Origin of the sequence: Senimuribacter intestinalis (genome assembly GCF_943192965.1) — a bacterium.
Classification (GTDB): domain Bacteria; phylum Bacillota; class Clostridia; order Peptostreptococcales; family Anaerovoracaceae; genus Senimuribacter; species Senimuribacter intestinalis.
On the sequence record NZ_CALPCF010000015.1, the window covers coordinates 27398 to 50201 of the forward strand.

The 22804-nt window shown below is 43.3% G+C and carries 21 protein-coding genes; 19 read left to right on the plus strand and 2 right to left on the minus strand.

All coding sequences use genetic code 11. The annotated features are described in order from the left end of the window. Positions 1–2 precede the first annotated feature (2 nt). The 3 genes from abc-f to NFR88_RS12280 all read left to right on the plus strand — a co-directional run bounded on the left by abc-f (position 3) and on the right by NFR88_RS12280 (position 3033). Positions 3–1949, plus strand: a complete 1947-nt coding sequence (gene abc-f, locus NFR88_RS12270) for a ribosomal protection-like ABC-F family protein (protein WP_251616341.1) — start codon at positions 3–5, stop codon at positions 1947–1949. Positions 1950–2042: 93 nt separating this feature from the next. Continuing rightward, positions 2043–2279, plus strand: a complete 237-nt coding sequence (gene acpP / locus NFR88_RS12275; protein ID WP_160203162.1) for an acyl carrier protein — start codon at positions 2043–2045, stop codon at positions 2277–2279. A gap of 85 nt (positions 2280–2364) precedes the next feature. Continuing rightward, positions 2365–3033: a redox-sensing transcriptional repressor Rex gene (locus NFR88_RS12280; protein ID WP_160203163.1), complete on the plus strand. Its 669-nt coding sequence runs from the start codon at positions 2365–2367 to the stop codon at positions 3031–3033. Between the two features lie 74 nt (positions 3034–3107). Here the strand turns inward: NFR88_RS12280 and NFR88_RS12285 are convergent, their stop codons facing one another. Beyond that, on the minus strand, positions 3108–3278 hold the full coding sequence (locus NFR88_RS12285) for a DUF362 domain-containing protein (protein WP_160203164.1): 171 nt from the start codon (positions 3276–3278) through the stop codon (positions 3108–3110). A 70-nt stretch (positions 3279–3348) separates the two neighbouring features. On the opposite strand from NFR88_RS12285, the gene NFR88_RS12290 reads away from it, so the two are divergent. The 13 genes from NFR88_RS12290 (at position 3349) to groL (ending at position 16474) form a co-directional block, all read left to right on the plus strand. Then, complete coding sequence (locus NFR88_RS12290) at positions 3349–4152, plus strand: Asp23/Gls24 family envelope stress response protein (protein WP_251616344.1); 804 nt, start codon at positions 3349–3351, stop codon at positions 4150–4152. Positions 4153–4155: 3 nt separating this feature from the next. Continuing rightward, the gene (locus tag NFR88_RS12295) at positions 4156–5016 is read left to right on the plus strand and encodes a DNA-3-methyladenine glycosylase family protein (RefSeq protein WP_251616348.1); all 861 of its coding nucleotides are present in this window, start codon (positions 4156–4158) and stop codon (positions 5014–5016) included. 200 nt (positions 5017–5216) lie between these two features. Continuing rightward, positions 5217–6035: a Nif3-like dinuclear metal center hexameric protein gene (locus tag NFR88_RS12300; protein WP_160203167.1), complete on the plus strand. Its 819-nt coding sequence runs from the start codon at positions 5217–5219 to the stop codon at positions 6033–6035. Positions 6036–6070: 35 nt separating this feature from the next. Next, positions 6071–6967, plus strand: a complete 897-nt coding sequence (locus NFR88_RS12305; RefSeq protein WP_160203168.1) for a MurR/RpiR family transcriptional regulator — start codon at positions 6071–6073, stop codon at positions 6965–6967. Between the two features lie 29 nt (positions 6968–6996). After that, a complete protein-coding gene (iadA, locus tag NFR88_RS12310) occupies positions 6997–8145 on the plus strand; it encodes a beta-aspartyl-peptidase (protein ID WP_160203169.1) in 1149 nt (382 codons plus the stop codon). A 3-nt stretch (positions 8146–8148) separates the two neighbouring features. Further along, positions 8149–9132, plus strand: a complete 984-nt coding sequence (locus tag NFR88_RS12315; protein WP_160203170.1) for an ABC transporter permease — start codon at positions 8149–8151, stop codon at positions 9130–9132. Beyond that, positions 9107–10012, plus strand: a complete 906-nt coding sequence (locus NFR88_RS12320; RefSeq protein WP_243151117.1) for an ABC transporter permease — start codon at positions 9107–9109, stop codon at positions 10010–10012. Before NFR88_RS12315 ends, NFR88_RS12320 begins: the two co-directional genes overlap by 26 nt. A gap of 18 nt (positions 10013–10030) precedes the next feature. Then, on the plus strand, positions 10031–11017 hold the full coding sequence (locus NFR88_RS12325; protein WP_160203171.1) for an ABC transporter ATP-binding protein: 987 nt from the start codon (positions 10031–10033) through the stop codon (positions 11015–11017). Between the two features lie 4 nt (positions 11018–11021). Continuing rightward, positions 11022–12008 (plus strand): ABC transporter ATP-binding protein, encoded by a 987-nt coding sequence (locus NFR88_RS12330; protein ID WP_160203172.1) that lies wholly within the window; start codon positions 11022–11024, stop codon positions 12006–12008. Position 12009: 1 nt separating this feature from the next. Beyond that, positions 12010–13464: an ABC transporter substrate-binding protein gene (locus NFR88_RS12335; RefSeq protein ID WP_251616351.1), complete on the plus strand. Its 1455-nt coding sequence runs from the start codon at positions 12010–12012 to the stop codon at positions 13462–13464. A gap of 14 nt (positions 13465–13478) precedes the next feature. Beyond that, on the plus strand, positions 13479–14225 hold the full coding sequence (locus NFR88_RS12340; RefSeq protein ID WP_161909487.1) for a creatininase family protein: 747 nt from the start codon (positions 13479–13481) through the stop codon (positions 14223–14225). Between the two features lie 314 nt (positions 14226–14539). Further along, complete coding sequence (locus NFR88_RS12345) at positions 14540–14818, plus strand: co-chaperone GroES (RefSeq protein ID WP_160203175.1); 279 nt, start codon at positions 14540–14542, stop codon at positions 14816–14818. 24 nt (positions 14819–14842) lie between these two features. After that, entirely contained in the window at positions 14843–16474 is a 1632-nt protein-coding gene (gene groL, locus NFR88_RS12350; RefSeq protein WP_160203176.1) for a chaperonin GroEL, read from the plus strand. Between the two features lie 132 nt (positions 16475–16606). On the opposite strand, the gene NFR88_RS12355 is transcribed toward groL, so the two are convergent. Next, positions 16607–16876 carry a helix-turn-helix domain-containing protein gene (locus tag NFR88_RS12355; RefSeq protein WP_251616353.1) on the minus strand — a complete coding sequence of 90 codons (270 nt, stop codon included), beginning with the start codon at positions 16874–16876 and terminating at the stop codon, positions 16607–16609. Between the two features lie 710 nt (positions 16877–17586). On the opposite strand from NFR88_RS12355, the gene NFR88_RS12360 reads away from it, so the two are divergent. The 3 genes from NFR88_RS12360 (at position 17587) to NFR88_RS12370 (ending at position 22746) form a co-directional block, all read left to right on the plus strand. Next, positions 17587–20262 (plus strand): fibronectin type III domain-containing protein, encoded by a 2676-nt coding sequence (locus tag NFR88_RS12360; protein WP_251616358.1) that lies wholly within the window; start codon positions 17587–17589, stop codon positions 20260–20262. Positions 20263–20494: 232 nt separating this feature from the next. Beyond that, on the plus strand, positions 20495–20755 hold the full coding sequence (locus tag NFR88_RS12365) for a hypothetical protein (protein ID WP_251616359.1): 261 nt from the start codon (positions 20495–20497) through the stop codon (positions 20753–20755). A 2-nt stretch (positions 20756–20757) separates the two neighbouring features. After that, the gene (locus tag NFR88_RS12370; protein ID WP_251616362.1) at positions 20758–22746 is read left to right on the plus strand and encodes a fibronectin type III domain-containing protein; all 1989 of its coding nucleotides are present in this window, start codon (positions 20758–20760) and stop codon (positions 22744–22746) included. The last annotated feature ends 58 nt before the right edge of the window (positions 22747–22804 follow it).

The window sequence follows — 22804 nt, forward strand, 5'->3', positions numbered from 1 at the left end:
ACATGATTGTTTTATCAGCAAAAGATATTACGAAGACCTATGGCGTGGATACTATTTTGGAAGGGGTTTCCTTCCACATCAATGAAGGAGACAGAGTGGGTATTGTGGGCGCTAACGGCGCTGGCAAGACTACCCTTTTGAATATTTTATCGGGGGAGCTTTCTGCTGACGGCGGACAGTTTTTTCTCTCCCAAAGCGCAACTATAGGCTATTTGAAACAAAAAAATAACTTCGACACGGAGTCTACAGTGCTGGAGGAAGTGCGGAAGATTTTTAAGCCCATCGAGGAGATGGAACAGGAGCTGACGGAGCTTTCCGTGAAAATCAGCGAGATGGGGGCGTCCGCCGGCTGCGTGATGAACCAGTATGCAAAGCTGCAGGATGCTTTTGCAAATGAAGGCGGCTATGCCTACAAGAGTGAGATGTACGGCATTCTCAACAGCATGGCGTTTGGATCGGAGTACTACGACAAAAAGATCAGCACTCTTTCTGGTGGTGAGAGAACCCGCCTTGCTTTGGCGTGTCTGCTTCTTGAAAAACCGGACATTTTGTTTTTGGATGAGCCGACCAACCATTTGGATATCGGTACTTTAAAGTGGCTGGAACAGTATCTGAAGGGATATAAGGGGACTATTGTCATGGTTTCCCACGACCGGTATTTTCTGGACCAGATGACCAACCGGATCTTTGAGGTGTCTCACCATAAGCTTAGGTGCTACGACGGCAACTACTCTGCTTTTGCGGAGAAAAAAAGAGCCCTGCGGGAAGCGGAGATGCGTGCATATAATAAGCAGCAGACCGAAATTCGCAGGCAGGAGGATATGATTCGCAGGTTTAAAGAGCGGGGAACGGAAAAGCTTGCTAAGCGTGCGGCTTCCAGAGAAAAGCGTTTGGAACATTTGGAACGGCTGGAGCGTCCGGAAGCGGAGCAGGGTAAGATGAAGATTCGTTTCCGCCAGGAGTACCAGAGCGGAAACGATGTGCTCTATGGTGAAAATCTGGCAAAGTCCTTTGGATTTGGCGCCAGCCGAAAAGACCTGTTTGCCAACGTGAATTTTGATATCAAGCGGGGCGAGCGAATTTGTATCGTGGGACCTAACGGTGTGGGAAAGACTACACTTCTTAGGATTCTGATGGAAGAGCTTTCTCCCAGTGACGGATACCTGAAAATCGGCCATAACGTAGCATTTGGCTACTACGATCAGGGGCAGCTTCTGCTCGATGACAGCGCCACAGTCATGGACGAAGTGCATGATTCCTATCGCCTGTATAAAGATGCGGAAATACGCTCTATTTTGGGAAGGTTTTTATTTAAAAACGACCAGGTATTTTTACAGGTGGGCTCTCTTTCCGGCGGAGAAAAAGCGCGTCTGGCGCTTTTGAAACTGATGATGAGCGGCGCTAACGTACTGATTCTGGATGAACCGACGAATCATCTTGATATCGATTCTAAGGAGGTCTTTGAAGAGGCACTTTTGGATTACCCTGGCACGATTATCGTTGTATCTCATGACCGATACTTCCTTAACAAAATTCCGACTAGAATTTTAGAACTGGAAAAGACCGGACTAACAGAGTACCTTGGTACATATGATTATTACGTGGAAAAAAAGGCGTCCCTGGAAAGCGGAAAAAAGTATCTCAAAGAAATGAGTCACAAGGAGGCACAGCCGGTTTTAAACAAGGAAGAGGATCAAAAGCTGAGTGCTGCCGAAGAACGGGCATTAAAGAAGAAGCAGGAGGCGGAGGAACGCCGCATTGCCAGAGAAAAGGAACGGCTTGAGGTATTGATTGCAAAGCTGGAGAATGCGATTTCAGAAAATGAGCTGAAAATGTGTGATGAAGCGAATCTGACAAATCATCAGTATTTGGCAGAATTAACGGAGGAGAACGAGAAATATCAGGCTGAGCTTGCGGATGCATACGAAAAATGGATGGAATTGGAGTAAAAAACTAAGAAATTCCAAAATTTTTCTTGCATTACATAGGGCAGTCTACTATAATAAATTCTGTAATTATGTAACGACAAATGGAGGTTGGTTATGACTTTTGATAAAATTAGATCTATTATTATGGATCAGCTGGATGTAGAAGAATCTATGGTAACGATGGATACCAATATGATGAAGGATCTCGAGGCTGATTCTCTGGACGCTGTAGAAATTATTATGGCAATCGAAGATGAGTTTGATATCGAGATTGCTGACGAAGATGCAGAGAAGTTCCAGTTAGTAGGCGATTTAGTAAGATATGTTGAAGAAAATTGTGAACAGGAATAACAATGGAAAACCCGTCAGCCTATGGCGGGCTTTTTTGTAATAACATAAGAAAACTGCTATGATTTGAGAGAGGGTGATTAGTCAAATGAAAAATGCAAAGATTTCCAACGCAGTCATCAAGAGACTGCCAAGATACAGACGTTATCTCATTGAACTTAAGAAAAAGGGTGTAGAAAAGATTTCCTCCAAAGAATTCAGCAATCTGATTGGTTATACAGCATCTCAGATTCGTCAGGACTTAAATAACTTTGGCGGTTTTGGACAGCAGGGCTACGGCTATAGCGTAGAAGGGCTTTATGACGAAATCAGCGCAATTTTAGGCCTGGATAAAGAGTACCGCATGGTTATCATGGGGGCGGGCAATCTGGGACAGGCAATTGCAAAATATACCCATTTTCATAAGCAGGGATTTAAAGTATACGGTGTTTTTGAGATCAATCCAACACTGATAGGAAAAGACCTTGACGGAATGGAAATTATGGACTACGAAAATATTGTAGAATTTGTTGAAGAGGAAGAAATTGATATTGGAATCATCTGTGTCAGCAGAGAAAATGCGCAGGAGGTGGCGGACAAGCTTTCTTTCGCCGGTGTAAAGGGGATTTGGAATTTTGCGCCGACAGATATTGAAGTACCAAAGCATGTGGCGCTGGAAAATGTACATCTTTCTGACAGCCTTCACTCTTTAGCATATCACATGAACGACATTCAGAAAAAGAAAACAGCGCTAAAGGAGAAAGAAAGAGAAGAGTAAGGCGGCTGTTTCATGGAAAAGAAAATAAGGCTGTCCCTTTTGGGTACAGCCTTATCAGTTTGGTTAGTTTTCGATTAACCTTCTACCGGAGCATCTACCGGGCAAGCACCAGCGCAAGCGCCGCAATCGATGCATTTGTCTGCGTCGATTACATATGTACCTTCGCCTTCGGAGATAGCTTCTACAGGACATTCTGCAGCACATGCGCCACAGCTGATGCAAGCATCTGTAATTTTATAAGCCATGATATTATCCTCCTTATAAGACATTTTTTAAATCAGTACCATTATAACAGAAGGGCAAGTAATAGTAAAGATGAAAGTTTATACTTTGACGGGGAAAAGTGGAACAGGAAAATCCTATCAGGCGATTCATCTGTGTAAGGCGAGAAATATTGAAAGTATCATTGATGATGGGCTTTTTATTTATAAAAATCGCGTGGAGGCGGGGATTTCTGCAAAGCGCCAAAAAACTATGGTAGGCGCCATTAAGACGGCGTTGTTTACTCTGGACAAACATGCGCAGACGGTGGCAGACCGGATTCGGGAGATGGAGCCGAAATCCATCTTAATTATTGGAACCAGCGACAAAATGACGGACAAGATTGTAGCAAGGCTGGGTCTGCCTGCTGTCAGTCAACGAATTTATATTGAAGATATTACTACAGAAGAGGAAAGGGAGACGGCAAACAGGCAGAGGAATATGCTTGGAAAACACGTCATTCCGGCACCGACTCTGCAGCTGAAACGTGATTTTGCCGGATATTTTCTGGATCCTCTTCGGATTTTGCGCGGAATCGGCGGGAAAATTCAGGAACCGGAAAAGACAGTGGTGAGACCGACGTTCAGCTATATGGGAGAATTTTTTATTTCCGACTCGGTAATGAAGGATATTGCAGACTGTGTAGCAGGTGAGTCAGAAGGGATTTCAAGAGTTTTAAAGATTTATGAAAATACGGCGCCGGATAATTTGATTATTGATATTGCTGTAGCGGCATCGGCGCAGGCGCTGATATGGGAAAGCGCCATAGAGTTTCAGCAGAAACTGGCTGAGACGGTGGAGTACATGACGGCATTTAACGTGGTTAAGGTCAATGTAGAAGTCAGATGGATCGAGTAGAATATGGAACAGAGAATATATACAATAGAAGACGTTGAAGATTTTTTCCCTGTGCATGTCTTTGAATGCGGGCAGTGCTTTCGGTGGCAGCGGCAGGAGGACGGCTCTTATACTGGTGTTGCCGGAGGGAGAATTGCAAATATTGCCTTTGAGCCATATGAAGGGGAAGCGGAAGGCGGCAGCGGCAGACTGCAGATAAGCAACTGTACGGAAGCAGATTTTGAAAATTTCTGGAGTCAATATCTGGATTTAGACAGAGACTATGGGAAACTCAAACGAAAGCTTTGTCGTGGTGATAAAGTCATGAGAAAGGCAGTCAAATTTGGCTGGGGAATCCGAATTCTGAATCAGGATTTGTGGGAAACTATTGTTTCTTTTATTATTTCACAGAACAATAACATTCCGCGGATTAAGGGCTGTATAGAGGGGCTTGCGGAGCTGCTTGGAGAGCCGGTCGGTGTCTTTGAGGGAAGGGCATGGTATGATTTGCCAACTCCAGAAAAACTGGCGTTGGTAACGGTGGAAGATTTGGCGCCGGTGAAGCTGGGATATAGAGCGAAATATCTGATTGAAACTGCAAAAATTGTATGTCAGAAAGGAATGCCTGAGAATGTAGAGGATTTGTCAGCTCTTTGCGGAGTAGGACCTAAAGTTGCAAGCTGCATTGCTCTCTTTGGCATGGGGGAGACGGGCAGCTTTCCTATTGATGTCTGGGTGGCAAGGGTGATGAGCGGACTCTATGGAATTGATGAAAAAAATCATGGAGCCATGAAAGCATATGCTGACGAGCACTTTGGAGCCCTTGGAGGGTTTGCACAGCAATACCTGTTCTATTACATCAGAAATTTGAACGCAAGAAAATAGTATAATTATTTTTTGAGAAGGGAGTCGAGAACTGCTGTAAAGCAGTTTTCGGCTTATTTTTGTGGGCTGAATTGTATGAATGTAAAACTAATCAGAAAAATTACATATTTTTTGAATTTACTCTTGACAATCATGGGAGGGGGTAGTAAAATGCAAATAAAGTAATTACATTAAAAAATGTAGTAAATGGAGTTTATGCTATGATTTCAGAAAATACTGTTAATATTCACGAAAAGGACATTTGCCGAATGCTTGACGAATTTTTTCAGCCGGGCCGGTATACCGATTTAGCGCCCAATGGGCTGCTGCTGAGTAATGCGCAGGTAATCGACAAAGTTTATACTGCGACTTTTTCAAGCGAGGAAGTATTAGGAAAACTCCGCCGACAGGGAGCGCATGACTGCCTGCTGTTTACACATCATCCGGGTGCACAGCATCCTGAAAGTGAGCCGCCGGTATATTTTTCAGATAGGGATAAGCACTATATGAAGGAAAACCGCATTAGCCACTATAGCATGCACTTGCCTTTGGATCAGCTAGGACCGTATGCACCGGGTATTGCTTTGGCAGGAGAAATGGAATTGACACCTTACTCAAGTTTTTTTGAAGAGGGCGGCGCTATGATGGGCGTGATTTGTACAGGACCTTTTCAGACTGTACAGCAGGTTCTTGACAAGACAGAATTAGTGGTGGAGCATAAATGCCGCTTGTATCAATATGGCGAAGAAAACTTGCAGGATGGAAAGATCGCGTTAGTTGCTGGCGGCTGTGAGGGAGCGGACATCTATGAAAAACTGAGAAAAGCAGGTGTGCGTCTTTTTGTTACCGGCGTAGGCACAAAGGAAGCCGATTGGTTTGCACCATCTCATGAAGCGGCAAGGCAGCAAGGTGTCAGTATTTTGGCGGCAGGACATTATTCCACAGAAAAATTTGCATTGAAGTCAGTCTGCAGATTCTTTGAAGAGCGGGGGCTAAAAGCAGAGTTTATAGAAGAAACACCTCTGCTGATGGATCTTTAGGGATACACAGTATGAAGGAAAGAGAGAAATGGCTTATGGATATATTGAAAGAAATACAAGATTTGATGCCGGACTTAACCAGAACGCAGAAAAGAATAGCGAAATACATTTTAGATAATCCAGATGCGGTCTGTTTTTTACCACTGAAAAAGCTATCCGACGAAATCGGAGTTACGGAGACTACGATTTTGAATTTTTGCAAGAAGACGAAAGCGGAAACTTTTTCAGGACTGAAGAAGGCAATGCATGGCTACTTGCAGGATAGAATGCGATGGAATAATAAGCTGGAAACCTCTTCTAAACGTTACGCTGCGGACAAGGTAACCCTGACTGGTTTACAGCAAAGCCAATTGCAGTTGATGCAGGCAACGATGGATGGCGTAGATGTCAATGCTCTTTTTGAATTTGTAGATGCCTTGAGTCAGGCAGAGAATATTTATATTTGCGGTCATGCAGCATCGCTGACCATCGCTGGAAGTCTTCAGCATAAACTGCGGGATACGGGTGCGCTGACGCGGCTTGTGAATGTTGCTGACTATGCAGAAGTCTTGGATGCGTTGACCAGATTTGACGAAAATGATGTATTCATACTGATTACACTTCCGTTTTATTCAGCACAGACAGTGGCGATTTCAGATTATTTGAGAAGGGAGAATGCAGTGGTGCTTGCAATGACAGATAAGCTGTCCTCTCCAATCGTACGCAACGCAAGGCACACATTGCTGTGCAGCTCTGACAGTATGATTTTTCATAATTCTATTGCATCTATGGCGGCTATGGCTGACATTATCGCTTCGTTGTATATCTTGCAGAATAAGCAGGTATTTGAAGCCTATAACAGTAAAGTGAAGTTGATTGAAGACTTTTTCAAGACATCAACGATTCCAGCCTTTGACAATGAATACTACTTCAATGACAAAGGAAATGAATAAAATAATTATAACTTGAAGGAGGTTTGTACATGTATCTAATTAAAAATGTAACACTGTATGATCCTATGCTGAGAGGCACTTGCAATCTTTTGATTTCGGGGGAGCAGATTGTAGCTGTAGGCAAGGACTTGCAGCCTGCAATTCCTGGTATTAAGGAGATTGACGGTACGGGTAAAACAGCAGTTCCGGGATTCATTGACCAGCATGTTCACGTGACTGGCGGCGGCGGGGAAGGCGGATTTCAATCGCGTATACCGGAACTTCCGCTGTCATCTATTATCAAAGCAGGGGTTACTACTGTAGTGGGACTGCTGGGAACCGATAGCTTTACGCGCAGCGTGGAAAACTTGCTGGCAAAAACAAAGTCATTAAAGCAAGAGGGAATTAGCGCTTACTGCTTGACAGGGGCTTATATCTATCCGCCTGTAACTGTAACCGGATCGGTAGCAAAGGATATTGTCTATATCGATGAAATTCTAGGATGTAAATTGGCGATATCGGATCACCGGGCATCTCGACCGACAAAGGAAGAGCTGACGCGGCTGACATCGGATATACGTATGGCTTCTTTGGTGTCGGGAAAACCAGGCGTGCTGCACCTTCACGTAGGCGGAATCGGCAGAACGCTGGATGACATTATAGAAATATGCGATGAGCAGCAGATTCCAATCAAACATTTTCGTCCAACGCATATGGACTGTCACACCGAGGCAGCAAAGCGATTTATGGCAATGGGAGGCTGGGCAGATTTTACGACTGAGCCATCTAAAACAGACGAACTCTATGAGGTCGTGCAGGAAATGGGAATCGAAAGACTGACTGTCAGCTCTGATGCCGGAGGAAGTATTCCAGTATGGAATGAGGCAAAGGACGCAGTAGTAGATGTAATGATCGGCGGTATGGAACCGTTGTATGAAATTATTCGAAATTTGGTTGTCGATTTCAAAGTACCGATGGAGGAAGCAATTCAGCTGATTACGAGCAATGTAGCTAAAGCCTTGGAACTTTATCCGAGAAAGGGTTGTTTACATCCGGAGAGTGATGCAGATTTGGTGCTTTTGGATGAGGACTTGCAGATCGATACTGTTATGGCGAAAGGCAGATTGATGATGCAGAATAAAAAGCTTCTGGTTAAAGGAACTTTTGAGCAAATTCCTTTATATAAGGAGGAGGAATAAAACGTGTACAAATATGTCTTGAAACGATTACTGATGATGATACCGGTATTAATCGGTGTATCATTTCTGGTATTTTTCATCCTGGCTGTTTCTCCAGGTGATCCGACTCGTATGATACTGGGACAGCAGGCATCTGAGTCAGCAGTTCAGGCGATGCGAGAAGAGTTAGGGCTGGACCATAATCTGTTTGTGCGTTATTTCGATTATATGACTGACGCACTAAAAGGCGATTTTGGGACTTCTTGGAAGAGCCAGCTGGAAGTATTGCCGCAGGTACTGGGGTACTTTCCCAATACGGTGATTCTATCTATTGCCGGTATTCTTGTAGCGATTCTGATAGGTGTTCCAATTGGCATTTTATCAGCGAAAAAGCAATATACGTGGGTAGATAATATCGCTACTGTATTAGGATTAATCGGTGTAGCCATGCCGAACTTTTGGCTGGGTCTTCTGTTGGTTATGTTTTTCTCACTGAGCTTGGGCTGGCTTCCGGCATCAGGTATGGGAGAAGGGATGGCGCTGCTGCCGAGTTTAATTCTCCCGGCGCTGACTCTTGGGACAGGCTGTGCAGCCAGCATTATGCGTATGACACGTTCCAGCATGCTGGAATCCATGCGGCAGGATTACATAGATACGGCGCGATCTAAAGGTCTGAAGGAAGGATATATTACGAAAAATCATATGTTCAAAAATGCACTGATTCCAATCGTAACAGTGATTGGACTGCAGTTTGGTATGTTGCTTGGCGGTGCAGCACTGACAGAAACCATCTTTTCGTGGCCGGGACTGGGACGATTCATGGTAGAATCTATCAAAGCCAAGGACATGCCTATGGTATTAGGATCTGCAATGTTCCTGGCGCTGATGTATTCTGTGGTCAATTTGCTGGTGGACATTCTGTACGCATTTGTTGATCCAAGAATTAAAGCACAATACAAGAGCGTGGGAGGAGGAAAAAGACTTGGAAAACGTTTTGCAAAACAATAGCGGCACAGTAAAAGCCAGAACTTTGTGGGCGGATGCCTGGAGACGATTCAAGAAGAACAAGATGGCCGTTATCAGTTTGATTTTTCTTCTATGTCTGGCGTTAATTGGAATTATCACTTTAGTGATTGACTGGGTCACCAACGACTCCATCTACGATACACTGGTAATCAGTCAAAACCTGACGCAGCGGTTTGAACCGCCAAGCAGTTCACATATCCTGGGGCTGGATGAGTTCGGACGAGATATCCTTCTGCGTATTTTATGGGGAACCAGATACTCTTTATTTATGAGTATTGCTGCAGTTCTTGCAGCTGGTATCGTAGGAATTGTTATCGGTGCGGTAGCAGGCTATTATGGAGGACGTGTGGATAATGTAATCATGCGTCTGATGGACGTTGTGCTTTCTCTGCCTTATATGCTGCTGGCAATTGCTATCGTAGCAGCATTGGGACCAGGATTAGTCAACGTATTGATATCTATTGCGATTGGATATGTACCAGAATTTGCCCGCATTACGAGAGCATCTGTAATGACAATTCGAGAAAGAGAATTTATTGAAGCAGCAAAGGCAGTGGGTGCATCGGACAGAAAGATCATCTTCCAGCAAATTTTGCCTAATGCTATGGCGCCATTGATTGTTGAGGTGACTATGGCGATTGCTGGTGCGATTCTGTCTATTGCAGGCTTATCATTCTTAGGGCTAGGCATTCAGCCGCCACTTCCTGAGTGGGGTGCAATGCTTACCAATGCCAGGGGTTATATCAGAGACGCATGGCATATCACAGTATTTCCAGGGCTGGTGATTTTGGTTACAATTTTGGCTTTGAATATCATTGGAGACGGTCTGCGCGACGCATTGGATCCGAAACTGAAGAATTAACGTAAGGAAGAAAAGTTTATGGATAATATTTTAGAAATCAAAGATTTGATTGTACGGTATGAAACCGAGGATGGCATCATAAGAGCAGTTAATTCTGTCAATCTGAATATACCGCAGGGAGCTGCAGTTGGACTTGTTGGAGAGACTGGTGCAGGAAAGACAACGTTGGCGAAAGCTATCCTGCGACTGATACAGTGGCCGCCGGGTCGGATTGTGGGCGGAGAAATTCTGTATCACGGGAAAAATCTTACTGAGATTAGTGAAGAGGATATGTATAAGATTAGAGGAAACGAAATTTCTATGATCTTTCAGGATCCGATGACAGCGTTGAATCCTGTCATGACTGTGGGGAAACAGATTTCAGAGGTAATTGCTGTACATGAAAAAGTATCTGCTGAAGAGGCGGATCAAAAAATGCGAGAAATGTTAGCGCTGGTTGGTATTGATCCTAGTCGTGCAGAGGAATATCCGCATCAGTTTTCTGGCGGAATGAAACAAAGGGTTGTGATTGCCATAGCACTGGCATGCAATCCGAATTTACTGGTAGCAGATGAACCCACTACAGCACTGGATGTGACGATACAGGCGCAGGTACTGGATCTGATTAAGAATTTGAGAAGTAAGCTGGGCACATCCATGCTTCTTATCACACACGATTTAGGAGTAGTAGCGCAAAACTGTGAATATGTAGCAATCATGTATGCTGGAGAGATTGTAGAACAGGGAACCTTGCGCGATGTGTTTAAAAATGGGGTGCATCCTTATACGGAAGGGCTGTTTGATTCGATTCCGAAGCTGAATGAGGACACAGACCGGCTGCAGCCGATTGAAGGACTGATGCCAGATCCAGCCAATTTACCAGAGGGCTGCAGATTCCATCCAAGATGTAAATATGCTAAAGACGTATGTGCTTGTAAGACACCGGAGTCTGTGGAATTAACGCCAGGACACAGTGTTTGCTGTCATCGCTTTGGCGCAGAAAAAGACGCATGGAAAGGAGCGTGATGAGATGAGTAAAGAAAAATTACTTGAAGTCAAGCACCTGAAGAAGTATTTTGCAACGCCGGCCGGGCAGCTTCATGCAGTAGATGATGTGACTTTTGATATTGCAAAAGGAGAGACGCTGGGAGTTGTTGGAGAGTCAGGCTGTGGAAAATCCACTCTTGGCAGAGCGGTTTTGCGTTTACATGAGCCAACATCGGGAGAAGTGCTGTTTCACGGAAAAAATATTCTAAAGTACAACAAGAATGAGATGAAGGAACTGAAGAAGGACATGCAGCTGATTTTTCAGGACCCATTCTCCTCTTTAAATCCTCGTATGACGGTAAGTCAGTCGATTGCATTACCTTTGACGATTCAGGGTGTGATTAAAAAGAATGACAAAGCAGCCTTGGAGCAAAAGGTTCGCGAAATGATGGATTTGGTAGGTCTGGCGCAGCGTTTTGTTAATTCTTATCCACACGAACTGGATGGCGGAAGAAGGCAGCGTATCGGTATTGCCAGAGCTTTGTCACTGAATCCGCAATTTATCGTTTGTGATGAGCCTGTTTCGGCTTTGGATGTTTCTATCCAGGCACAGATTCTGAATTTGATGCAGGATTTGCAGCGTGATATGGGTTTGACGTATATGTTTATCACACATGATTTATCTGTTGTCAAACATTTAGCAGATAAAATCATGGTAATGTATTTAGGAACGGTGGTGGAATACTGCGATGTGAAGCAGCTCTTCTCAAAACCGCTACATCCATATACTAAGGCCCTTCTGTCTGCGATTCCGGTTCCGGATCCAGACATACAGATGGAAAGAATTATTTTGAAAGGTGAAATCAGTTCACCGATTGAACCGAAACCTGGCTGCCGCTTTGCGGGAAGGTGCAATTATGCGACAGAAGCCTGCTTTGGTCAGGACATCCCTTTGGTGGAAAGCGAACCCGGTCATTTTACTGCCTGTGTACGCGTTCACGAAATAAATAATCTGAAGGAGGAAGTTTAGAATGAAAAAAGTATTAACCTTAGTGCTGGTGCTATGTCTTGCACTGACAGCAGCAGCCTGCGGCGGTGGCGGCGAAGAGTCCGGCGGTGCAGCGAAAGACACCTTGACCTGGGTACAAGCTGCAGACGTCACATCTCTGGATCCACATGTAGGCAAAGAAACACCGGCGGTTACTGTAACAAGTCAGATTTTTGACACACTGTTAACTATGGACGAGAACAACGAACCGGCGCCTCTGCTTGCAGAGAGCTTTGAACAGCTGGATGAGAGAACTTATGAATTCAAGCTGCGCCAGGATGTGAAGTTTCACGATGGTGAGGCTATGACGGCAGACGATGTAGTATTTTCTCTGAATAGAGCCAGAGAATCCAACTATGTTTCCTATGTTGTAGACGCAATCAGTGAAGTTGAGAAAAAGGATGACTATACTGTAATCGTGAAGACGAAGGAACCGTATTCTCCGTTGCTATCTGCACTGACTGTACCTTTTACCGCTATCGTGCCGCAGCATGCAGTAGAAGCAGATGAGGATGCATTTGCGCTGAACCCGATTGGCACCGGCGCGTACAAGTTCGTAGAATGGAAACAGGGCGAGTACGCCAAATTGGAGGCAAATTCTGACTACTTCCAGGGAGCACCGAAGACACAGAACCTGGTTATGAAAGTAGTGCCGGAAGCCTCTCAGAGAGTTATTGCGATTGAAACTGGTGAGGCAGATCTGGCTTACAACGTTTCCGCTAATGATTCTAAGCGTGTAGAAGAAGATGAGAACCTGCAGATGTTCAAAGGTCCTTCTCAGAGTGTTTCCTATCTGACTATTAACGAAACCAACGAGAAGTTTGCTGACGAGAGAGTCAGACAGGCAATCAGATATGCCATTGACAAGGAAGCTATCGTAGAAACCATGCTGTATGGTGCGGGAGAGCCTGCAGATTCTGTTATTCCGCCAAGTACCTTTGGTTTCTCCGCTGGATTCTCCTGTACTCTGTCAGTAACAGATGATTCTGTAAAAAATGAAATATGTCAGGTTATTCAGAGCCAGCTGAAGGAGATTGGTATTGAAGTAAGCATTCAAACAAAGGAATTTGGTACATGGCTTGACGAGCTGGGCACTGGCTCACATGAACTTTCATTTGCAGGTTGGGTATGCGTAACAGGTGATGCTGACTATACTTATTATTCACTGCTGCACTCTACACAGACAGGTTATCCTGGAAACGATGCTTTCCTGAAAAATAAAGATGTAGATAAGTTGGTCATTGCAGCAAGAGAAACTGCTGAACCGGAAAAAAGACAAGAGTATTATGATCAGCTGGAAGAATTGCTGGGAGACTTGTCACCGTATGCACCGCTGTACTATGAGAGTGTCAATGTGGGCGCTTCAAAGAAAGTAAGCGGCTTTGCGCCGGATCCTAATGGATACCATCGCTTGCGTAATGTTGAGGTAACAGAATAATGAGACTTGCGGAAATGACATATTGGCAAACGGAGTCTTACTTTCAGAAAAATGACATGGTGATTTTGACGATTGGATGTTTGGAAAGCCATGGCAGCCACAATGTACTGGGAGTTGACACTATGATTCCGGAAAAATTACTGTCTATGATAGAGGAACGGGTTGAAATAGCTGCTGCACCGGGAATCCCTTATGGTGTATGTGAGGATATGACTAGTTTCTCGGGCACTGTGTCCTTGGGCGAAGACTGTATGTATCAGCTGCTGACACGTATTACCGATGGATTGCTAGCGCATGGAGCAAAGAAAATTTTGTTCCTCAACGGTCATGGCGGCAATATCCCGACTTTAAATCGCGTGTGCATTGAATTAAGCCGCAAAGGGGCGCTTGGTGTGCAGTTGAACTGGTGGATTATGGCAGGCCAGCTCAATGCTGCGTGGGCAGGCGGCCACGGTGGTGGAGAGGAAACAGCGGCAATGCTGGCAATCAATCCGAATCTGGTGTATTTTGACCATATGCGTGGGCAGGAACTGATTGATGATTTGGGTGCAGATTTTCCAACTATGGGATTTGATAGAATAGAATTTGGCGGCATTGGTATTCCCGTACCTCGAGATGTTACAAAGTACACGTCTAATGGCTGGATTGGTCCGGATGATCCAAAAGAAGCTACGCAGCAATGGGGCGTGGAAATGCTCACGAAAGTGGCAGATTATATTGCGAATTTTATAGAAGCCTTTCGTAAGGCAGAAGTGAGATAAAGCTCTCATAATTGTTCCAGAGAAGCGTTCTTTCGAGAAGAAAGAACGCTTCCTTATATTTACGTGAGAGGCACCTTTTATAGGATATAGTATATGGAAGAGCTTTTGTGCATATTTTGGAAATATCGGACCAAAATAGAATCGGAGAGAGTAAAGGAAAATTTCACTAAAAACACATAAAAAAATTTGGAAAATATATTGACATTGAGGACAGAAAGACCTACAATAAAGAAAGTGATTAGCACTCGTTTTGATTGAGTGCTAATAACGAGTCGAATAAAAATTAAATAAATATATATCAGGAGGTAGAGAAAATGAGTTTTGGAATCAAGCCGCTGGGCAGCAGAGTTGTGATTAAGAAGTTAGAAGCCGAAGAGAAAACACAGGGCGGCATCATTCTTGCCAGCGCAGCAAAGGAAAAACCGCAGATGGCAGAAGTCGTAGCTGTAGGTCCTGGAACCAAGGACGAACCGATGGAAGTAAAGGCAGGAGATAAGGTTGTATTCTCCAAGTATGCTGGCACTGAAATTAAATATGACGGTGAGGAATATACTATCATGAGCCAGGCAGACATTCTGGCAACAGTAGAATAATTTTTGTTTAGGAGGTAAAGTAAAATGGCAAAAGATTTATATTATGGAGAAGACGCCAGAAGAAAACTGCAGGCTGGCGTGGATAAATTGGCAGATACTGTAAAGATTACACTGGGACCTAAGGGTAGAAATGTCCTGATTAATAAATCTTTCGGTTCTCCGCTGATCACCAACGACGGTGTGACTATCGCAAGAGAAATTGAACTGGAAGATGCAGTAGAAAATATGGGTGCACAGCTTGTTAAAGAAGTTGCAACCAAGACCAATGACGTTGCAGGTGACGGAACTACTACTGCAACACTGCTGGCACAGATCATTATTAAAGAAGGATTTAAGAATGTAGCAGCAGGCGCAAACCCTATGGTTCTGAAGAGAGGTATTCAGGGTGCAGTAGAAACTGCTGTAGAAAAAATTGCTACAATTTCTAAGAAAGTAGAAACCAAGGAAAGTATCGCACAGGTTGCTTCTGTTTCTGCTGCTGACGAAAATATCGGCGCACTGATTGCAGAAGCTATGGAAAAAGTCGGAAATGACGGCGTTATCACTGTTGAAGAAGCGAAGTCACTGGGCACCACTTTAGACGTAGTAGAAGGTATGCAGTTCGACAGAGGCTACCTGTCCGCATATATGGTAAGCGACACAGAAAAGATGGAAGCAGTGATGGAAAATCCACTGATTCTGTTAACAGATAAGAAAATCAGCAATATTCAGGAATTGCTTCCGCTTTTGGAACAGGTTGTTAAGATGGGAAGAAAGCTCTTAATCGTTGCAGAAGACGTAGAAGGTGAAGCACTGACTACACTGGTACTCAACAAGCTGAGAGGAACCATCGACTGCGTTGCTGTTAAGGCACCAGGCTTTGGTGATAGAAGAAAGGCTATGATGGAAGATATCGCTGTACTGACAGGAGGCGTAGTAATCAGCGAAGAAGTTGGTTATGACCTAAAGGAAGCTACTTTAGATATGCTGGGTCAGGCTGCAACTGTTAAAGTTGACAAGGACTCCACTGTTATCGTAAATGGTGCAGGTGAAAAAGCTGACATTACAGCAAGAATCAACTCCATTAAGAAGCAGATTGAGGAAACTGAATCTGAATTTGATAAAGAAAAACTCCAGGAAAGATTGGCTAAGCTGTCCGGCGGTGTTGCTGTAATCAAAGTTGGTGCAGCTACAGAAACTGAACTGAAGGAAAGAAAGCTGAGAATCGAGGACGCACTGAACGCAACCAAGGCAGCAGTAGAAGAAGGTATTGTTGCAGGCGGCGGTGTAGCGCTTTGCAGTGCAATCGACGCAGTATCCAAGTATGTAGATACATTGGAAGGCGACGAAAGAACCGGTGCAAAGATTATCGAAAGAGCGCTGGAAGAGCCAGTTAGACAGATTGCCGAAAACGCAGGCTTTGAAGGCAGCGTAGTTGTTGCTGAGGTTAAGAAGCAGAAGGTTGGATACGGATTTAATGCAGCTACTGAAGAGTATGTAGATATGATTGAAGCAGGTATCGTAGACCCTGTAAAAGTGACTCGTTCTGCACTGCAGAATGCAGCATCTGCTTCCGCAATGCTTTTGACTACAGAAGCAGGTATCGTAGATATCAAAGAGGACGCTCCGGCTATGCCGGCTGGAATGCCAGGCGGCGGCATGGGCGGCATGATGTAATCTGCTGAAGCCAGATATATAATGTTGTAAGAAAGAGAAGACATCTTGCGTGTTGTGGGATGTCTTCTCTTTTGGCAAGAAAGCGGGATGCAGCAAATGTAAGTTCTTTAAACGGGTCATAAAAGCTGACGCTTATTTCTGGTCGGGATTCGGTTCACTGCACAGTTCAGAGGGAGGCGACTGCATACTTCCGAAAAGCAGATAGTCAGCTGAGGTATCTAAAGCTTGCGTTATCAGTATAAAGTTTTTAAGAGACATTCCTTTTGCGCCGTTTTCAATATCAGAAATAAATTTTGTCGATAGGTGAACAAGCTCTGCGAGCTGCGCACGGGACAAGTGCTTGCTTTCACGAGCGAGACGTATACGTTCACCCATAGCTAACTTTAAATCGTTCATGTTCATAATTTTCCTCCTTCGTTTTTTGTGTTGATAAATCCGTGGTAGATATATAGATATAACATAGGGCGGAATAAAAAATGGATAATAGGTCGATTTGACCTATTATGGACGATTAGATGCCTCATACTTTGGAGAGAATGAAGGACGGTCTGATAGAAGAGGAAAGGGAGTACAGCAGAGAGAAAAAAAGGCGAGCCTAAAATGGAGAAATTTTCGCTAAAAAGATTGGAAAATCAAGCTGATTGAACCCACTTTTTAATTTAGTACCAAGAAAAAAAGAGAAATTTATTGGTAATGTTGAGGGAAATTATAGAAGTATGAAATGGAGAAAATGGCTAAAATCAGCGGTTTTTGTCGATTTTAGCTGCGTAAGTGAGCACATGATATAGTAGAAAAATTGCTGGCATTCCACAATTTACTATTGGAAATCGAAACGAGATGTGTTATAATGTGGACAAATGAAATAATCGTAAATAGTGTTGTGTAAATCAAGTACAAACAATCACGGTCGTGCGTTGATTCGAAAGGCTTTATCCTTAACCCAAAAGCCTTTTTTGGGAATATTTTTTCCAAAAAGTAGAAAAAATGCTTGCCAAGATTGGGGTGTTTGAGTTATACTCATTGTGAACTATCATTTCATTTATGAGTTTTGCGCACAAAGGCGTATAACTATAATCTTAAAAAAGAACAAAAAAGAGGGAGGAATTCTTAAAATGAAGAAATTTTTAACAGTGCTTCTTGCATTGTCAGTTGTCTTCACTTATAGCTTCAGTGCTGTTGGCTCTGTTTTTGCAGCTGATGCTGTTGAAGGTTCAACACCTACTGGACTTTCTTACGAACAGAAATTGACAGAAGCAACCAGACAGTTAGCGAACGATCTGGAAAATGCAAAGAGCGACACAGTAAAGAAACTGGCAAACGAATACACTGAAAACTTAGCAAAAGGAACAGTTACCATTCCTAAATCCGTTTACGAAACAATCGCAAATCAGGTTTATGGTGACTATGCAAAAGTATTAGAGATTACATCTTATCAGTTAAAGGTTGCTTATGGCGCCGCTGATGAAGCAGGGAAAACAGCACTTGATGCAAAAGACATTGCTACAATCAAAGCTGACCTTGCCGACACAGCAGTTCTTGAAGCAAACAGCAAAGACTACAAGGATATGAAAGTCGGTGATGCTGATACTACTGCTGAATTTACAGCTTTAGTCACTTCCAACGGACAGACTGCTTATCTGCTGGACACTCTGAAACTTGTATTTCCAATCGAACAGGCAAGAGTATTAGCAGAGCTGGACAAAATTGATTTAACGCTGTATACAGATGATATCATGAATCCAACTGAAGCATTCCCAGTTTCTTATGCAAAAGCCGCAAAAGCGGAAAAAGATAAACTGGTTTCTTCCGCTAAGAAAATTACTTTAGATGTAGAAGATTTAACTGCAGATAAAGTAAAGGAAAAAATCGTTGCATTGCAGGATTTGATTTCTACTAAAAACATTGTGAAAGCTGACTCCTACACAGGTCTTGATGGTGTAGAAATCATCCTTACTTACAAACTGGCTGGTTCAGAATTTAAGACAAAGGATGATTTAAAGAACGATAACGCTTCTTTAGAAGCTGCTAAATTAGCTGCAAAGGCACAGGCGCAGGCAAATGCATCTGAATTCTACAAAGACGCATTAAACGCTTACAATGCAGGAACTGACACAAAAGCAGACTTCGATGCAAAAGTTGCTGAAAAAGACGCATATCTGGAAGTAGAACTGTTCAAAATTGACCTGGCTACTACTGCCCCGATTACAGTTACTGCATTAACAGCTGGTACTGCAAACCGTGATTTGGTAGCAAAATACAATGCTTTAGAGCAGGCTGCCGCAGCTTACAAACTGCAGGTAGAAAAAGATGGTTCCTTAAAGTACATCGCTGCTAAAATTGACGAAAATCTTGCTGCTGCAAAAGCAAAGCTTTATGGTCGCACCGGCGAAACCGTAAAAGATACCGACTTAATCGTTGGCGCTGAAAACAAGACCGAAGATATCGCTTGGATTAAGGCAAAAGCAGTTGCTGCTGTAGAGGCAGAAAGAGACGCAAAACTTGCAGAAAAAACTTACTATGATAAAGAGACTGAAGAAATTAAAGCAAGATATGCGTTAAAGCTTGCTAAAATCAATGCTTGCACAAACGAAAAGCAGGTAAAAGAGGTGCTTGAAAACGAAGATGTTGATATCTCTGACGTAAAAGACGCTGCTGCAGTAAAATCAGCAATTAAAGCCTTAGCAGGATATGCAAAAGAACTTGAAAAAGTACAGGCTCACATGGATCAGGTGGTAAACGCCGATGTGAATAAATGGAGCGACGCTTATAGAGAATTCACAACTGATGATTTGGCTAACTTCTACGGTGAAAAAGGCGCAAGAACAACTGCTGAAATCCAGGCACTGTTAGCTGACGCAAAAGCAATGGCTGCCGCACTTCCTTCCGTAAAAGAAAAGAAGGATGCAAAAGCTGCTGCTGAAAAAGCTGTAAACGACATTCCTAACAGAATCGCACTGACTGATAAAGCAGCTGTAGAAGCAGCAAATAAATTAGTCGAAACTGCAAAAGAGATGGGTCAGACTGTTTCCAATGAAAGTAGACTGACTGCAGCAATCAATGCAGTAAAGGCTTTAGAAATCAAAGCACTCAATGATCAGATTGCTGCACTGCCTGCACTGAGCAAGGTTACTACAGCTGATAAAGCAGCTGTAAAAGCTGTTGCAGACGCACTGGATGCACTGTATGGTACAGACATGTACGGCGATTTATCCAAAGACACTGCAGTTAACGCAATCGCTGCAACTGTAGAAAACTATCAGAAAGCAGTAAGAGCAGCTGTAAAAGCTGATGTAGAAGCAAAAATTGCGGCACTTTCCGCAAACGCTGCAAGAACCGATATTGAAGCTGCAAGAGCTGCTTATGATGCATTTGTTGAAGAATACACCGATGCTTCTGAACCATATGATGCAAAAGCTCAGATTGTAAATGCTGACAAATTATTCTATGCTGAAGCACAGCTGAAGGCAAATGAAATCAAAGCTGTAGAATCCCTGAAGATTACAGCATCCTCTACCGCTAAAAAAGGTTCCATCACTGTAAAATGGACTGTAAAAGGCGATGTTGCTGCTGCTGACGGATATGAAGTATTCAGATCCGTAAAGAAGAACAGCGGATTCACAAACAAAGCATTCTACACCACTGACAAAAACACTAAGAAATCTTACAAGAATACCAAGTCCCTGAAAAAGGGAACCAGATACTACTACAAAGTAAGAGCTTACAAAGTTGTTGATGGCGTGAAATACTACTCTGACTGGTCCAACAAGGCTTACAGAGTCGCTAAATAATTGGGATAATAACTCAAATACAGCTATCCTTTAAGCGAAGGTCGGAAAATCCGACCTTCGCTTTTTTTAAACACCTGAAACAAACCGGTAATGTTTCTTAAAGTTTCTTAATCTTACCAATAACTTATATCTTTTTTGTACAAGCCATGATATAATGTATTTATCTATAGTAAGCCTAACAGCTTGTACTATACAAAGAAAAAAAGTACTGACACAGAAAGGAAGAGAGATTATGAAAAAGATATTAGCAATCATGCTGTCTGTCATGATGATACTCTGTATGATGCCGGGTATGGCGTTTGCTGACGATGCCAGCAAGACTGCGATCACAAGTATCGCTTTCGAAAATCCAAATGCAGCATATACCTATACCGGCAGTGAAATTCGCCCTGCCATCGTAGTAAAGGCAGGCAACACCATGCAACATCATTATATTATGATGTTGCATGGTCCAATAACACTGCTGTTGGAACCAATGCCTCAGCAACTGTAACTATGAGAACTGGTGCAGATGTCCCATACGAAATTAAGACTGGTTCTAACGTGAACAACGTACTAACTTTCGAGATTAAACAGCAGAACATCAATAATGTTACATTGACTGTTCCTCCGACAGTTGCTGTTGGAACTAACATTTCTGCCCTGCAGTTCACCTTGAAGAACGGCAGCGTTTCCCTTGTTAAAGGCACCGATTACGAAATCACTGCAGCTGCTGATGCCAAGGTAGTCAAAGGCGCACAGCAGGTTACCATTACAGGGAAAGGCAACTATACAGGAACCAGAAGCATCAGAGTAAACGGCGGTACAGATCTCAGTACTGCAAATTATGCAATTCAGCCGATTGCTGACCAGCGCTATGATGGAACTGCAAAAGCTCCGGCTGTTGTAGTAAAAGACTCCAACAATAATATTTTGAGCAGCACAAACTACACAGTTACCTATAGCGATAATATCAACGTAGGCGGTAATGCAACAGTAACTGTTACAGGCAAAGGCGATTATGCGGGCACCTTAACCAAGACTTTTAACATCCTGCCAAAGTCCATTTCCTATGTCACTGTTGCACCAATTGATAATCAGGTAGTAAATGTCGTTCCAAAACCAGTCATCAAAGATGGTGCTAAAACACTGGTTGAAGGACAGGACTATACACTATCTTATGCTAACTATGACCTGAAAGGTACTGCCACAGTCTATATTGACGGTATCAACAACTACGAAGGTCAGATTACAAGAACTTACGCAGTAAAAGACAGCCTGACAGCTAATGCTTTCTCACTGCTGCAGACTTCTTATGAGTATACAGGAAGCGTAATCAAACCTGAGGTATTAGTTACATCCTCTTCCAAATACCGTGAAGGTGTAGACTATAAACTGGTTTATGATACCAGCTCCAAAGTTGAAGCAAACAAAAAAGTACAGGTTGTAGGTATCGGCAATTACGGCGGTGTTGCAGCTGAGTTCACTTACAGCATTACACCAAAAGCACTTAACGATAAAGATGCAACCGTCACCTTACCGGCAAGTGCACAGTTCAACGGCGGCAAAGCAATTGAACCTTCTGTCAGCGTAGCTTGCGGCGGACGTACTTTGGTAAAAGGTACTGACTACACAGTTACTTACCTAAATAACACCAACATCGGTACAGCAACTGTATATATCTACGGTATCGGCAACTACTCCGGCTCTGTTTATAAAACCTTCAAAATTTTAGGTCAGGATATTTCCGGCTTTACGGCAACCCTGTCCCAGACCACCTATCAGTACACAGGAACGGAACACAAGCCTGCTGTTACCCTTTACAACGGCACGATTAAGCTGGTAAATGGAACCGATTACAAAGTAACCTACAAAAACAACAAAAACAGCGGTACTGCTACTGCAGTAATCGAAGGTATTGGCAACTATTCCGGTACTAAGAATGTAAACTTTACTATTAATGGTAAGACACAGGAACTGACTACTGACTATACTTATTACACCAAATACCTGACCAGTGCGGATTTCAATCTGGGTGCTACTACTAACGGCGATGGCGTTATCACTTACGAAACCAGCGACCCAACCGTTGCAACAGTATCTGCAAACGGAACCGTTACAATCGAAGGTACAGGTAAAGCTGTTATTACAGTAAAAACTACCAATGATGTTAAATTCAATCCTGAAGTGAAGAGCGTATACGTTACCGTAAAACCTAAAAAGCCGACTTTCAAAATCACTACGCCGGCAAAAGGTCAGGCAAAAGTCACCATCACAAAGGTTGACGGTGCTACCAAGTATCAGGTAAAATACGGTCGCAGCGGAAGCTACAAAGATAAATACATCACTCATAAGGATAATGGATATAAGACAACTTACGTTACCCTGAAAAATCTGAAACCGGGTACTACCTACTACGTAAAAGTTCGTTCCTACAAGACTTTAGCCGACGGCACCAAAGTCTGGGGCAACTGGACAACAGTAAAGAAGGTTAAAGTAAAATAAAACGCAATTATAAAAGGCACCGCAACTTTAGGTTACGGTGCCTTTTACCTGCTATACA

Coding starts and splice junctions, on each gene's coding strand:
- NFR88_RS12290 (WP_251616344.1), top strand. CDS start 3,349: ATGAAAGTTTATACTTTGACGGGGAAAAGTGGAACAGGAAAATCCTAT.
- abc-f (WP_251616341.1), top strand. CDS start 3: ATGATTGTTTTATCAGCAAAAGATATTACGAAGACCTATGGCGTGGAT.
- NFR88_RS12325 (WP_160203171.1), top strand. CDS start 10,031: ATGGATAATATTTTAGAAATCAAAGATTTGATTGTACGGTATGAAACC.
- NFR88_RS12365 (WP_251616359.1), top strand. CDS start 20,495: ATGAAAAAGATATTAGCAATCATGCTGTCTGTCATGATGATACTCTGT.
- NFR88_RS12280 (WP_160203163.1), top strand. CDS start 2,365: ATGAAAAATGCAAAGATTTCCAACGCAGTCATCAAGAGACTGCCAAGA.
- NFR88_RS12340 (WP_161909487.1), top strand. CDS start 13,479: ATGACATATTGGCAAACGGAGTCTTACTTTCAGAAAAATGACATGGTG.
- NFR88_RS12300 (WP_160203167.1), top strand. CDS start 5,217: ATGATTTCAGAAAATACTGTTAATATTCACGAAAAGGACATTTGCCGA.
- NFR88_RS12370 (WP_251616362.1), top strand. CDS start 20,758: ATGAGAACTGGTGCAGATGTCCCATACGAAATTAAGACTGGTTCTAAC.
- iadA (WP_160203169.1), top strand. CDS start 6,997: ATGTATCTAATTAAAAATGTAACACTGTATGATCCTATGCTGAGAGGC.
- NFR88_RS12295 (WP_251616348.1), top strand. CDS start 4,156: ATGGAACAGAGAATATATACAATAGAAGACGTTGAAGATTTTTTCCCT.
- NFR88_RS12285 (WP_160203164.1), bottom strand. CDS start 3,278: ATGGCTTATAAAATTACAGATGCTTGCATCAGCTGTGGCGCATGTGCT.
- NFR88_RS12305 (WP_160203168.1), top strand. CDS start 6,071: ATGGATATATTGAAAGAAATACAAGATTTGATGCCGGACTTAACCAGA.
- NFR88_RS12345 (WP_160203175.1), top strand. CDS start 14,540: ATGAGTTTTGGAATCAAGCCGCTGGGCAGCAGAGTTGTGATTAAGAAG.
- NFR88_RS12330 (WP_160203172.1), top strand. CDS start 11,022: ATGAGTAAAGAAAAATTACTTGAAGTCAAGCACCTGAAGAAGTATTTT.
- NFR88_RS12355 (WP_251616353.1), bottom strand. CDS start 16,876: ATGAACATGAACGATTTAAAGTTAGCTATGGGTGAACGTATACGTCTC.
- groL (WP_160203176.1), top strand. CDS start 14,843: ATGGCAAAAGATTTATATTATGGAGAAGACGCCAGAAGAAAACTGCAG.
- NFR88_RS12335 (WP_251616351.1), top strand. CDS start 12,010: ATGAAAAAAGTATTAACCTTAGTGCTGGTGCTATGTCTTGCACTGACA.
- NFR88_RS12360 (WP_251616358.1), top strand. CDS start 17,587: ATGAAGAAATTTTTAACAGTGCTTCTTGCATTGTCAGTTGTCTTCACT.
- acpP (WP_160203162.1), top strand. CDS start 2,043: ATGACTTTTGATAAAATTAGATCTATTATTATGGATCAGCTGGATGTA.